Here is a 12,080-nt window from a genome sequence, read left to right as displayed (position 1 = left end):
AGCCTCCGGGGATTAAAAGACGATTGCAAACGATCACCCACAAATACCGGCGTCCTTGACTCTAACGTAACGAAGGTTTGCGACTTTACTCGTTGACGTTCGCGCTTCCTACGAAAGTTTCCTAGGTTCCCTCATTTAAAAGGATAGGCACCAGGGGCTCCGGAGGCAGCGGGATACAGCTGACATCTTTGATCTTCTGTATCACTGAGAAAAGCTATCGCAAACGGGGCAAACGATCTTAAGAATCCTCCAATTTATGACGAAGCCGCTTCAACACCCCATCAATCAAACCGGATTCACCAACCCGATCATCCCACTGTAACCGAGCCGGCTTGCCGTCGAGATACCACAACCGATTCGCCAATATTTCCGCATCATCGCCATCGTGAGTCACGCAGATCATCGCCATCCCGGGATTGGCATCCATGATCCCCGCAATCAGAACTTTCAGCCCACCGGCCATCACCGGATCCAGCGATGCAAAAGGTTCATCCAGCAACAACAAATCTGGCTTAACCGCCAGACACCGCGCCAGGGCCGCCCGTCTGGCCATACCAAGCGAGAGTTGGTCTGGCAGGTAGTGCTCATACCCCTTCAGCCCCACACTGGCAAGGTAGCCAGCTGCTTCTTGAAATGTCGCGCCAACCAACTGAATATTGGCGCTCAAAGTCCGCCAGGGCAGCAAACGATGCTCCTGAAACAGATAACCAACCCGTAGCTTCACAGCGCCGATCATGGCCTTCGCCGGAATGGTCTCATCGAGCCCGGCAATGGCGTTCAAAAGTGTAGTTTTGCCTATACCGGAAGGCCCAAGCAGGCAGATGCGGTCTCCCCGCTCAATTTTTGCGAAGATTTCCCCCAGTACAGGCTGGCCGAAAGTACGCTCGGAAATCCGCAGTTCAAGCATGGGCGGTCTCCGGCTGGCGCCAACGGCTGGAACGCCGCTCAAGGGGCTGAAGGATGGCCAGTTCGAGAAGCTGGACCACGGTAATAAACGCCAGGCTGTAGGCGAGGATGGCTGCTACGTCGAATACCTGGAAGGCCATGTGCAACTGGAAACCGATACCATTCGAGCGGCCCAGCAGTTCCACCACCAGGACGATTTTCCAGATCAGGGCCAGTCCGCCACGGGTGGCGGCCATGAGGTAGGGGAAGAGTTGCGGTACCCAGACCTCACGGAACCGCTGCCAGTGGGTGAAGTCGTAAATGGTGGCCATTTCTTCGAGCCGGTAATCGAGGCTGCGTGCGCCTTCGCGTACCGTGACCGCCACATTGGGCACTTTGTTGATGACCACAGCCATCACCGCAGCCACTTCCACCAGGCCGAACCAGACGTACATCAGAATGATGGTGACCAGTGCCGGCAGGTTGAGCAGTAGCACCAGCATGGGGTCAAACAATGCATTGGTGGTTTTCGAGCGGCCCATGGCGACGCCAATTGCGGTGCCCAGCAGCATTGCCAGGGCAAAGGCCACGATGACGCGCCCGAGTGTTGCGCCCAGGTGGTGCCAGAGTTCACCTGAGACTGATTCCCGGATGACGGTGTCGAGAACGTCGAGGGGAGTGGGTAGCAAGGGCGTTTTGAGCAACCAGGCAACTACCGCCCAGAGCAGGACAAACAAGGGCAGAACCACCCAGTAGCTCCAGGCCGGAGGGCTCCCGGATCGGTTGCTCACGGCTGTCTCCGGTGGAACAGGTCTGCCGGCATCAGGTTGTCGGGATCGGCGCCGGTGAGGGTCAGTAACCGATGCAGGTCGGCAACCCGTTTATCGGTCTGGGGGGCAGGTGTGCCGGTTACAAAGCCGTCCCGCAGGGCCTCAAACACTCTGGCTTCCGGATCGCCCATGATCGGCCGCAGCCGCTGCCAGTGTGAGTCGTCTGCGAGTTCCGTCTTCGCCTGATGCAGGGAGGCAGCAAAACGGTCGACCAGCGAACGGTGATCCGCAGCCCAGTCTGCTGGAAACACATACCCCAACACCGGCAGATTGCGATCCATATCCAGGGCATCCAGTAAGTCTGCCATCCCGAAGGCGGAGCGCCAGCCGCCCTCTCCCATCAGTCGGGCGGCGAAGTGCCAATAGGTCACAATCACGTCCACCTGTTCCCGCTTCAGGGCCTGGCTGAGCAGTGGCGGCGCCGCAAACTGGATGTCGGCGGAATCCTCGAGGCTGATGTCCTGTTGCCCGGCCACTCTCTGAAGCAGGATCCAGCCTTTGCTGTCCGGGCCGCCGGCAACGCCAATGCGCTTGCCCGCCAGGTCGGCCACGGAGCGAATGTCGGAATCTTCCGGCACCACGATGTCACCAATCCGGGACGAGAAAGGCACATACAGATAGGGTGTTCCCGCCTCGAACCGGGACTGCGTCCAGAGCAGGTCGGCCACAGCGCCGTTTACCGATCCACTGGTCACTGCCAGCCGCGAGGCCGGGAGGTTGGCCACCAATTTGAGTTCAAGGCGATAGCCGTTCTTCTGGTCCAGCTCCCGGTGCAGTATGTGGCCCAGTTCCCAGTGGGCGGTGCCGAACTGCAGCACGCTGACGGACAGCACGGGCAGTGGTGCAGAATTTCTATCACCCGCATGGACGAAGCCTGCCAGCAAAAAGACAAACAACAGAGCTGGCATGGCCCGCAGGAATGGTCGGCCGGGGGTAGAAGAGGATTCCGGCGCTGGGGTTATTATCGGTTGTTGGTTCATCCCTCCACGATACGAAGCCCGCTACCAGGCAAGAATAGTACTTTGGTGCCTGTTTTTTGGTGCGATGGTCGCATTCAACCGGCGGCGCATATCGCGTGTAATGAAATCATCACAATAATAACCAGAGGATCAACTCCGATACCGGAGTGCCTTTGCACAGGAGGCCGCCATGCTTGATAAGCTCAATGCCGCACTCACTTCCGAAAAGCGCTATGATACAGCGGAAGCCATTCCCGAAATTGACCACGATCAGGTAGATGCCCCCATGGAGCCGGCTTACAAGATTCTGATTGCCGACGACCACCCCCTGTTTCGCGAAGCCATCAGCAGCGTGATCTCCTCAGGATTTGTCGGCAGCGAGATCATCGAAACTGCAGATCTCGACAGCGCTCTGGACCTCACCCGTGAAAACGATGACCTCGACCTGATCCTGCTGGATCTCAACATGCCCGGAATGCACGGTCTCAACGGCCTGATTTCGCTGCGCAACGAGGCCCCTACCATACCGGTGGTTATTGTGTCTGCGGAAGAAGACAAACAGGTTGTGCTGCAGGCCATCACCTACGGCGCTTGCGGCTTCATTACCAAGTCGTCGCCCCGGGCCCAGATGACCGAAGCCATCCAGCAGATCCTCAATGGCAACGTCTACCTGCCCTCGGACATCATCCGTACCGGCAAGGAAAGCACCAATCGCCGAAGCCGCCATGAGGACAACCCCATCTCCCCGGAGCTGCTGAACTCCCTGACCCGCCGCCAGCTGCTGGTGTTGGAACGCATGTCCAAGGGCGAGTCCAACAAGCAGATTGCCTACAACCTGAACATCGCGGAAACCACAGTGAAAGCCCACGTGTCTGCCATCCTGCGCAAGCTGGGGGTGCACAACCGGGTGCAGGCGATTCTGTCGGCCAGTGACGTGGATTTCAGCCAATACCTGAAGCGGTAATCCTCACCCCCGCAAGAGGTGATTCAACACGCTGCGCAGTTTCAGCGGCTTCACCGGCTTGTTCATCAGCAGATGGCCAAGCTCGCGAATGTGCTGTTTGAGCTCGTTGGTATAGTTGGCGGTGATCATCACCACCGATGCCGGATCATGGCGGCGGCGGTTGATTTCCGCTACCACGTCCACGCCGTTTTCATCATTGTCCAGGTGGTAATCCGCCAGAATCAGGTCCACCAAGCCGGTGGCCGGGTCCAGCTGGCGCTCGAGATCGTCAAGAGACACCGCCGTGACCACCCGGCAGTCCCAGCCTTCCAGCAATGTTTTCATGCCCTCGCAGATGGACGAATCGTTATCAATCACCCAGATCCTCGCGCCGCCAAGGCCACCGTCACAAGCCGGTACCCGATTCTGGTCCGCCACCGGCCTCCTCGGTTGCAGTTGACCGAGGGGCACTCTCACGCTGAATACGGAGCCCTTGCCTTCAACGGAGGAGACCGTGACTTCATGCCCGAGGATGCGCGAGATCTTGTCCACGATGGCCAATCCCAGCCCCAGCCCCTTGTCGGGCTGCGAACCCGTGGGCCGGATACGTTTGAATTCCTGAAAGATCTCCGTCAACTTGTCGGCCGGTATCCCCGGCCCCGTGTCCCAGACCTGCAGCAACACATGATCCTTGTGCCGGCGGCAGCCCAACAGGATCCGGCCGCTGCCGGTGTAGCGGATGGCATTGGTGAGGAAATTGCGGAGAATGCGGGCGAGCAGCTGGGAGTCGGATTCCACCGTTACCGAGCACGGCACGAAGTCCAGGCTGAGTCCCTCGGCAACGGCCATTTGCCGGAATTCCCGGGCGATGTTGTTCAACAAATCCCGCAGATCAAAGGCGGTCACGTCAGGCTTGATCACACCAGCATCGAGCTTGGAAATATCGACCAACGTACCCAGCAGGTTTTCGACGTCATCCAGCGACGTGCTGACCGAGCGCACCAGGCCCTCGGCCTTGGGCCCGAAGGATTGCTCCAGCAGCGCACTGGTGAACAGGCGGGCCGCATTCAGTGGCTGCAACAGGTCGTGGCTGACCGCCGCCAGAAACTTGGTTTTGGAGAGATTTGCCCGCTCTGCCTCGAGCTTGGCATCCCGCAAGCGGGCTTCCACCGTGGCCCGCTCGGCGATTTCCTGACGCAACTGGCTGTTCAGGCCGGTGAGGGCCGCGGTACGCTCCTTGACCCGACGCTCCAGGTGATCATAGGCCTGCTCGAGCGCCAATGCGGTCTTGCGGCGCTCGGTGATGTCACGAATCAACACGAAGAAACCGACGATGTCGCCCTGGTCGTCAACATTCGGCACGTAGGAGCGGAGCATATGGCGCACTCCGCCCTGCTCACCGGTTTCCTCGAACTCGAAGGTCACATTGTGACCCGCCATGACTTCCAGAATCTGGGGTAACAGCCGCTGATAGAGCTCCGGGCTGTGAACGCGATCCAGGCGCTTGCCCAGAGGCGAGGCTCCCTCGCGACCATACCAGGCCGCGTAGACCTTGTTGCAGAACTGGATGGTCATGTCCGCGCCGATGTAAGCAATCAGCGCCGGCACGTGGTCCGTGACCACCCGGATCCAGCGCTCGCTCTCTTCCAGCGCCTTGATGCGCCGGGCCATTTCGCTGTTCTTGACGTCGGTGATGTCGGAGTAGAGCACCACCAGGCCACCTTCCCGGGTTGGCCGCTCGGTCATCTGCACCCAGCGACGATTGGATAACAGGAACACCACCCCCTCGGCCTCCTCGTGACTGTGCTCCTCGACAATCAGACCCGAGTTGACGGCCCTCGCCTTGACCTCACTGATGGAGGTCCCCGGCTCCGGTGCCTCAAGTCCGGCGCAACGCCAGTAGCTGCGGAAACGGCTGTTGCTCTGGATCAGGCGGTGCTGCCGGTCAAACAGTACAAAGCCATCGGCAATGCTCTCAATGGCATCACTCAGACGCTGGCGGGTGGTCTCGGCTTCCTCTCGGGCCCGGTTCAGTGCCTTGTTACTGCTCTTCAGTTCTTCCATGGTCTGGTTCAGGGCATCGGTGCGTTCACGCACCTGCTCCGCCAGCACCACCGAATGCTCGAACGCGGCGTACGGCTCCGGCTTGTGGGACGAGCCCGATTCCACACGGACAATCAGCGCATCGCGGATCCTTCGCAGGCGCTCGTTCTCGGCCTCAAGTTCGGCGACACGCCGGTCCCGATCCACTTCCGCAGTAACCTCAGTCTTGTCCGGAGTGGACATCAGGCTGGCCAATGACCACCCCCGTAAACGTCTGGTTGATGTGCATACCGTCAAACTGCTCGCCGTAGGTGTTGAAGCCAATGACCTTGTGGTGCCTGAGAAACTCCGAAACTGCGTCCACCTCGCCGGTCAGCTCGGCTTCCAGGCGCCGCAGAAAACAGTCGCAGCCGATGGTGACCAGCGGTGGCCCCACGTCTCGCTCGGCCGCCTCAATCTGGATGCGCACGCTGTCCAGCAGCGATTCCGGCTCCATGGCGGTCATCACGATGCCGGTCTCCACCGCGCAGTAGAAGGTCAGGCTTTTATCCGCATTCACCCGCTGGATCGAGCGCACAAAATAATGACCACCGATTTTCACCCCCAGAGGCCGCAGCGCAAACATCTTGCGGTCCAACGCTTCCACGTCGACACCCACGGCCCGGGCGTAGGCATCGGCAGCGGGCTCTGCGTTAAGCTCGAACACCGTGCGGCTCTGGGCACAGGCGCGGGTGACCACCAACTTGTCATCGCGCTCAACCATGTGGTGGGTGGAAAATACCCGGAAATCGAGAGGCGTGTTCACCAGCATGACAGTAGCGGCACTGGTGTGGAACTGGCCATCAAAAAACACATGGGTATTGGCCAGGCGCTCGTCGTCCCCCGCTGAACCGCCGAATTGAGGAATGCTGCCCAGTGCGGCGTTGAGAGTCGCCAACACCAGCTCCTCACGGCTGGAAAGCCCGTCCAGCAAGGTAATGGCAAACGTGTTGCCTTTGACCGGGGCCAGCCTCGCGTCCCGGCAGGTGGCCAGCAGACCGTCGATCACCCGCTGAGCGCTCTGCAGGGTAAACCGGTCCAACTCGCGGATCAGCGCGCAGTCGATGGCAAAATAGCGTTGATCGAAGCCGATGGCGGTGATACAGCCCCGGCCGTAGCCGTCGGGCGTGATTTCCCCTGCTGACGTGCAGCCACACACGCGGATGCCCTGGAAGGCATGTTCCAACGCAATACCAAGACGACCCAGATCGTATTCTGCGGAGCAGAAGAACAGCACGCAGCCCAAATGCTCATGGTGCAACTGGCTGGCCAGGTTGGTGGCCGCGAGCATGGGGTCTCGAACGTTGGAGCTCGCAACCCGGACGGCAGGCAGAGTGGTCACTGGCCTCATAAACGGAGATCCCGAAACCGATTGGCTTTCTACCGATTCTACGGCATTCGCGCAGGCAGCCAATGCGACTTCAGTGCTTTTGATGGGCGCGCCAAAATGGTCGTAAGCCATTGATTAAATTACCCCCTGAATCAATGCCTGGTGGCGCTGCCGGTTTGCTCGGAGGCAAACCGGCACTTTAGTCCTACGTGCACCCGCCCGCCGCAGCGGCGTCCTGCCGCCAATCCGGCCGGTGGCTGCTCAGAACATCACAACCGCGCCCAGAGCAAGCGTGTCGGCGTCTGCGGCGTCAGCACCGGTGGACTTGATCTGCTGCTCAAACATGTTGTACTCCGCCACCAGCTTGAAGTTGCTGTTGATGTCATGGAACACAGCGACCGAGGTGTTCTCGGTTTCGAAATCACCCTGGTCGGAATCCGTCTCACCGTAGGACACCACAAACCGGTTTGCGCCCAAGGTGTAGGAGCCCTGGATCAGATAGCCGTCGGCGTCTTCTTCGGCAATAGGCGCCGCGGTGTCTGACAGCAGCACCGGCACGTCACCCTCGGAGGTAAAACCGGAAGCCGTCAGCGACAGGCCTGCCACCGATGCTTTCAGGCCATAGCCAAGACCCTGGCTATCCACTTCTGTGGTGGCATTCTCCGAGCTCTGGTGACGACCATTGAGCCAGCCGGTCAGAGCCACGCCGCTGAGGTCGGCACTGTAGGTCACCTCCGCCTCAAAACGGGGGGCAGACTGCTCGGATTCGGCACCCGGGGTGGTATTGGCAGGCTCGAAGATGCCGGCAGCCACCTTCAGACCGCCCAGGTCCGGCGTGCGATAGGTAATCTGGGCGGACGGATTCGGGTAAGGGTAACCGGTGCGGATGTTGCCGAAGGAAACACCGGTGGCGGCGCCGGGAGAACCGAAACCCATCAGAATCTCGTCCAGGAAGATATTGGAGCGGGAGAACAGGCCGAAGTCCTTACCAATCAGCACCTGACCGAAACTGCCTTCGACCGTTGCGTAAAACTGACGCACATCGATGGCCGTGTCCGTTGGTGACTGCAGGCTGTCGTTGATCGTGGTCCAGAAGGACGAGCGGCCGCCGAGTGTCAGATCGCCCATCTCTTTGCTGAAGTTGAAGCCGATGGTGTTGGGCAGAAAACCCATCTTGACGTCGGAGTTGCGGGTATCGGCCACCTTGTCATCACGATTGACGTAAAACGCATTGAAGTAGCCGTCTACCGAAAGGCTGGTGCCATCCTCGTTATAGACATCAATCGCGGCATGAGCCCCGCCACTGGCGCCCAATGCGACGGCAAGCGCCATTGCCAGTCCGGACTTCTGAAATTTGTTGTTCATAGTTCCCCCGTTGTTTTTGGAAATCTGGGATCGGAACCTCGAATCATCCGATGGTCCCAGGCGCAGCTCTGTCGCCTGACTTTCATCGTCGGCGAAGGCGCTATCAGGGGAAATGCGTCAAGGGAGCAGGTTTGCTGATCTTTTAGGAGGCCAGCAAAACAGGACTTTGGGATTACGACCCGCTGAAGGCGTGCAGCTCTTCGAGGCAGTCCGCAAGGAATTGCGAGGGGGAATCCAGCACGGCTTCATCCGCGACGATGCCGAACTGGACCTGGCCGGCGTAGCTGACAATGCTCACCCCGAGGCCAATATCGCCGGCCTGGGGCACCCAGAACATCTGCTCGGTGATGCGGCAACCGGCCAGATACCGCTCTTCCCGGGACCCGGGCACGTTCGACACCACCGCGCTGGCCTTGCGATAGAACACGTCAGCCACTGGCTGCCGCCACGGCTCAGGCACCAGTGAGGCGCTGGCAGTCAGGCCCCAGGCAATCCCGGGCTGCCAGCTTTTCTTGAGCCGGCGGGTTTCATGCTTGATCCGGTACAAGCGTTCCAGCGGGCTGGCACCGTCCACCGGCAGGGGCACGAACACGGTGCCGAAACAGTTACCCAGAGCGCCGGGATCGGGCTTGATGCCCGCCGGTAACTGGCTACGAATGTCCACCGGCACCGCGGCGTGGAGAACAGCCTCATCCAGGTCGCTCTGACCGGCGGCAAGCTGTTTGCGTACCGCAGCGGCCACGCAGCTGAGCAGCACGTCGTTGATGGTCACACCGGTGGTGGTGGCGATCTGCTGGAACCGATCCAGGGCCACCGGAGCCGACCAGCAACACTGCCGGCGCCCCAGCAACGGGCGTTTGAGGGCGGAGGGCGAATCCTCCGGCTCAACCAGAAATTGGCTGACTTCATTCACCAGCTTCAAACCGGAGTGAGCCACACGCTCAAGCACACGACCGGCGCTCTCGAGGCTGCCGGACATGCCCTCGGTCTCACCGCCCGCGTTACCTGAGCGAGAGCCGGACGCGGCAGCCACTTCTTCACCAATCAGATCTTTCAGCCAACTGCCGGCGGCCATGGTCCAACGCTGCAGGTCGGCCTGCTCGGGGCCACCATAAATGGCTGGCAGCTGGCGTGGCGATGGCGGGCAGATGCGTTCGAACACACTGAGCAGTGACAAACCATCGGCGTAGCAGTGGTGCATGCGCAGGATCAGCGCCGCGCCCCCCTCCGCGTGGGGAGCAAGCCAGAACTTCCAGAGTGGTCGATAGGGCGGCAATGGCTGGTTCAGACGGGCAGACACCCACTGCTGAAGTTCGATGTTGGTAAAAGGCTCTGGAGCGACCTTGAGATGGTGGCGCAGATCGAACACGGTGTCCTCCTGCCACCACCAACCCGGCGCGCGCCGCACCGGCAGATACCGGAACCGCGCCCAGGCGAGCCAGTAGGTGTCCAGAAATGCCCGCAGGCGAGATTCCGTCAACCCCTCCACCCGCATCATAACGGTAATGGTCATGGGGTTTTCGGGGCGCTCCAGAGCCAGCCATGCCGAGTCCACAGGTAACAGGAGATGTGAGTCCTCTTGGTTCAAATCTGGCTGTCCCCGGGGTGAATGGATAGAACAAAAGTGTCAGGCGAATCCCACATTGTGCCAGACAACCGATGTCGCCTCCATAAGACCGGCCACCCCGCCAAATTACAAAAAATTACACGCGTGTAACCCTTCACTTCTATACTGGTTATAAGGATTAGTGAAATGGTTATGACTGAAGGCCAAGGGTTTTTTCAGCAAACCAAGCAGACTATTGGCCGTGGACCACCGTAAATTGGGTAGCCCGTGCCAATAACGCCGGCCGGTGAACGCGATACAACAGTGACTATCAGCGCAGTCCAACACCAATAACAGTCTTTCACGGTGCTGACAGGAGAACGGTAATGAAAGCGAGCCACGTTCGAAAACTGATAAAACCGATCGAGAGCGCCTATTCCGAGATGTTCTCAGGCCGGGTTTATCGCGTCGGTAAGGGCGCTGTTTCTGTCCGCAACCACAGCGGCAAGGCAGAGCAGACGGTCATCGGTGTTCACGGGTTCCTGGAGAATCACTGTTACTTCACGCAGGCCTATGAAGCGCCGACCACGGAATTGATCCTGCTGACCTGCAGCAATTACCACATCCCGGTCAACGGCGTGACGCCGGAAGCCCCGGACTGGGAAGTGCCGATCAAACACCTGGAAGGCACCATCGAGTACGACGCCTGCATCCTGAACCAGGCGGTTTCAAACCTGCCAGGTACGGACAACATTCGCGTTCACGGCCATTCCCGCGGCGGCGCGGTCATTCTTGAAGCCATCCGCCAATGGCCGGAACTGTACGAGAACGTAGAAGTGGTGCTGGAGGCCCCGGTTCTGCCTCAGGGCCGTCTGCATGCGCTGGTCACTGCGATTCTCGAGCCGGTCAGCCACGGCATGTGGCCCTGGCTGATCCGTCTGATCAACAGCGCGCCCTCCTCCGCCTACGGCCAGACTTTTTTCGGGCGGATGAATCCGCGGAAAAAACAATTGTTGGGCAAACTGTTCTCGTCCACCAAGGACCACCTGACCATTGTGCGCAACCTCGAGAACCTCATGGACTGGATGGAGCGCACCGATACCAGCGTTTACAACAACGTGCGCCACGGCACCTTCCTGATTCCTGCTGTGGACCGGATTCTGGACCGCAACGCGATGCTGGCCAGCGCACGACAGAGCCCGACGACCATGCGCATTGTGGAAACCCAGGCGCCGAGTCACTTCATCACTCTGGACAGCAAGGAGTGGGTGCCAGGGTTTGAAACCCTGCCAGCCTCCGCCCAGGCCTGACACTGCCATCTAACCTCACGCTCCGGTAAACTTTCGAGCTTGCCAACACCGATTTACCGGAGCGCCCCCCAAAATGTACCGTGAGCGCCTTGTCGTCACTGACGTCCGCACCGACAGCGCCCGCAAACTCCAGGGTCTGCTGATCGACTACCACGATTTCCGGCAACACAAAGCCGCCCATCCCCGGCTGGCCGACACCTTCAGGGTGGCCGAATGGCAAGCTGAGCGGCTGCGCAACACCCATCACGATCTCTATCGGCACCCCGGTTATCACACCGGTCTGGAATTCCTGCTGACCGATCTATACGCCCCCACCAGCATGACGCGACGAGACGACAACGTTGATCGCGTGTTCCCGAAACTGGTGAAGTGGCTACCGGACAACCTGCTGGAGACCTTCGCAGGGTTGGTGGAGCTGAATCTGATCACCCAGCAGCTGGACCTGGAAATGGCCGAGCAACTCGTTATGCGCGGCATTGTCATCGCTGGGATGTCGGATGCCGATTACTGCGCCGCGTTCTGTGCCAGCGCAGAACTGGCCCGCCGTGAACGCCAGATCCTGCTGGTTGCCGATGTTGGCCGCCAGCTGGATCGCTACGTGCGCAACCGCACGCTGGGCTGGCTTCTGAGTATGACCCGCGGGCCCGCCGAGATGGCGGATCTCAGCGATCTGCACAGCTTCCTGCACCGGGGCTATTCCGCATTCCGGCAGATGGATGAGGTGGAGGCGCTGATCGAGCGACTGGTCACCCGTGAGCAGCAGGTGATGGAGAACATTCTGCAGGGACACCCGCAGCCGTTCCGGCTTCCCGATCACCTGTGACCGGGCG

The 12,080-nt window shown here is 60.0% G+C and carries 10 protein-coding genes; 3 read left to right on the top strand and 7 right to left on the bottom strand.

From position 1 onward, the window contains the following. Nucleotides 1-238: 238 nt before the first annotated feature. Genes R0125_RS01355 through R0125_RS01345 form a run of 3 tightly spaced genes read right to left on the bottom strand, consistent with a single transcriptional unit; the run spans nucleotide 239 to nucleotide 2,623 of the window. Nucleotides 239-907 (bottom strand): ATP-binding cassette domain-containing protein, encoded by a 669-nt coding sequence (locus R0125_RS01355; RefSeq protein ID WP_317236870.1) that lies wholly within the window; start codon nucleotides 905-907, stop codon nucleotides 239-241. Then, on the bottom strand, nucleotides 900-1,676 hold the full coding sequence (locus R0125_RS01350; RefSeq protein WP_317236869.1) for an ABC transporter permease: 777 nt from the start codon (nucleotides 1,674-1,676) through the stop codon (nucleotides 900-902). The genes R0125_RS01355 and R0125_RS01350 overlap by 8 nt, the downstream gene beginning before the upstream one ends. Then, entirely contained in the window at nucleotides 1,673-2,623 is a 951-nt protein-coding gene (locus R0125_RS01345) for an ABC transporter substrate-binding protein (protein WP_317236868.1), read from the bottom strand. Before R0125_RS01345 ends, R0125_RS01350 begins: the two co-directional genes overlap by 4 nt. 337 nt (nucleotides 2,624-2,960) lie before the next feature. Here R0125_RS01345 and R0125_RS01340 point away from each other — a divergent pair, with 337 nt between their 5' ends. Further along, on the top strand, nucleotides 2,961-3,638 hold the full coding sequence (locus R0125_RS01340) for a response regulator transcription factor (RefSeq protein ID WP_317237943.1): 678 nt from the start codon (nucleotides 2,961-2,963) through the stop codon (nucleotides 3,636-3,638). Between the two features lie 3 nt (nucleotides 3,639-3,641). On the opposite strand, the gene R0125_RS01335 is transcribed toward R0125_RS01340, so the two are convergent. The 4 genes from R0125_RS01335 to R0125_RS01320 all read right to left on the bottom strand — a co-directional run bounded on the left by R0125_RS01335 (nucleotide 3,642) and on the right by R0125_RS01320 (nucleotide 9,982). Then, nucleotides 3,642-5,903 (bottom strand): NahK/ErcS family hybrid sensor histidine kinase/response regulator, encoded by a 2,262-nt coding sequence (locus tag R0125_RS01335; RefSeq protein ID WP_317237942.1) that lies wholly within the window; start codon nucleotides 5,901-5,903, stop codon nucleotides 3,642-3,644. Then, on the bottom strand, nucleotides 5,881-7,050 hold the full coding sequence (nosP, locus tag R0125_RS01330; RefSeq protein ID WP_410797538.1) for a nitric oxide-sensing protein NosP: 1,170 nt from the start codon (nucleotides 7,048-7,050) through the stop codon (nucleotides 5,881-5,883). The genes R0125_RS01335 and nosP overlap by 23 nt, the downstream gene beginning before the upstream one ends. Before the next feature lie 240 nt (nucleotides 7,051-7,290). Beyond that, on the bottom strand, nucleotides 7,291-8,394 hold the full coding sequence (locus tag R0125_RS01325) for a porin (RefSeq protein ID WP_317236867.1): 1,104 nt from the start codon (nucleotides 8,392-8,394) through the stop codon (nucleotides 7,291-7,293). Between the two features lie 172 nt (nucleotides 8,395-8,566). Next, nucleotides 8,567-9,982, bottom strand: a complete 1,416-nt coding sequence (locus R0125_RS01320; protein ID WP_410797537.1) for a wax ester/triacylglycerol synthase family O-acyltransferase — start codon at nucleotides 9,980-9,982, stop codon at nucleotides 8,567-8,569. A gap of 344 nt (nucleotides 9,983-10,326) precedes the next feature. Here R0125_RS01320 and R0125_RS01315 point away from each other — a divergent pair, with 344 nt between their 5' ends. Beyond that, nucleotides 10,327-11,250: an alpha/beta hydrolase gene (locus R0125_RS01315; protein WP_317236866.1), complete on the top strand. Its 924-nt coding sequence runs from the start codon at nucleotides 10,327-10,329 to the stop codon at nucleotides 11,248-11,250. A gap of 73 nt (nucleotides 11,251-11,323) precedes the next feature. After that, on the top strand, nucleotides 11,324-12,073 hold the full coding sequence (locus R0125_RS01310) for an FFLEELY motif protein (protein ID WP_317236865.1): 750 nt from the start codon (nucleotides 11,324-11,326) through the stop codon (nucleotides 12,071-12,073). The last annotated feature ends 7 nt before the right edge of the window (nucleotides 12,074-12,080 follow it).

Source organism: Marinobacter sp. M-5 (assembly GCF_032911545.1).
Classification (GTDB): Bacteria; Pseudomonadota; Gammaproteobacteria; order Pseudomonadales; family Oleiphilaceae; genus Marinobacter; species Marinobacter goseongensis.
Note: the sequence above shows the minus strand (reverse complement) of the source record. Positions and strands in the feature narration are given on the sequence as shown.

Bases quoted from the DNA above. Each gene is read 5' to 3' on its own strand.
- R0125_RS01310 (WP_317236865.1), top strand. From the start codon at position 11,324: ATGTACCGTGAGCGCCTTGTCGTCACTGACGTCCGCACCGACAGCGCC.
- R0125_RS01325 (WP_317236867.1), bottom strand. From the start codon at position 8,394: ATGAACAACAAATTTCAGAAGTCCGGACTGGCAATGGCGCTTGCCGTC.
- nosP (WP_410797538.1), bottom strand. From the start codon at position 7,050: ATGAGGCCAGTGACCACTCTGCCTGCCGTCCGGGTTGCGAGCTCCAAC.
- R0125_RS01345 (WP_317236868.1), bottom strand. From the start codon at position 2,623: ATGCCAGCTCTGTTGTTTGTCTTTTTGCTGGCAGGCTTCGTCCATGCG.
- R0125_RS01335 (WP_317237942.1), bottom strand. From the start codon at position 5,903: ATGTCCACTCCGGACAAGACTGAGGTTACTGCGGAAGTGGATCGGGAC.
- R0125_RS01340 (WP_317237943.1), top strand. From the start codon at position 2,961: ATGGAGCCGGCTTACAAGATTCTGATTGCCGACGACCACCCCCTGTTT.
- R0125_RS01315 (WP_317236866.1), top strand. From the start codon at position 10,327: ATGAAAGCGAGCCACGTTCGAAAACTGATAAAACCGATCGAGAGCGCC.
- R0125_RS01355 (WP_317236870.1), bottom strand. From the start codon at position 907: ATGCTTGAACTGCGGATTTCCGAGCGTACTTTCGGCCAGCCTGTACTG.